This is a genomic window from Pseudoalteromonas sp. SWN29 (assembly GCF_015864465.1).
Lineage (GTDB): Bacteria > Pseudomonadota > Gammaproteobacteria > Enterobacterales > Alteromonadaceae > Pseudoalteromonas.
The window spans coordinates 323-630 of sequence record NZ_JADYXE010000153.1 but is presented as its reverse complement, the minus strand read 5'-3'; the positions used below and the strand labels follow the sequence as shown (position 1 = coordinate 630).

The 308-nt window shown below is 41.2% G+C and carries 1 protein-coding gene; it reads left to right on the top strand.

The window, feature by feature from the left end:
* Nucleotides 1-125: 125 nt before the first annotated feature.
* Nucleotides 126-308 (top strand): hypothetical protein (locus I6F53_RS20235; RefSeq protein WP_197240952.1); only part of this gene is annotated, 183 nt, incomplete at its 3' end.

Below are 308 nucleotides of genomic sequence, written 5' to 3'. Positions count from 1 at the left end.
GCTTCTGTTCCTGGTGATTATCTTTCTAGTAGTGGTTAAATAGCACGAATTGCTAAACCTTCCGCAAGGCCATTTGATATAGTGGCCTTATTGAAGCAAAACAACCAATCACAGAGGATTCACAAATGAAAGTACGTTTACTTAACCCAAGCATCTATGCCAATCCTAACTACCGCAAATTGCACAAGAAGGAGACTAGTCCGCGAGATCCTGACTCATATCCGGTTGTTGTAGATGGTTTCTTTAATGATTTATTCGATGGAACTATCTTCGAGCATAAATCAATCAAGGTTGGCGGCGACGAACTG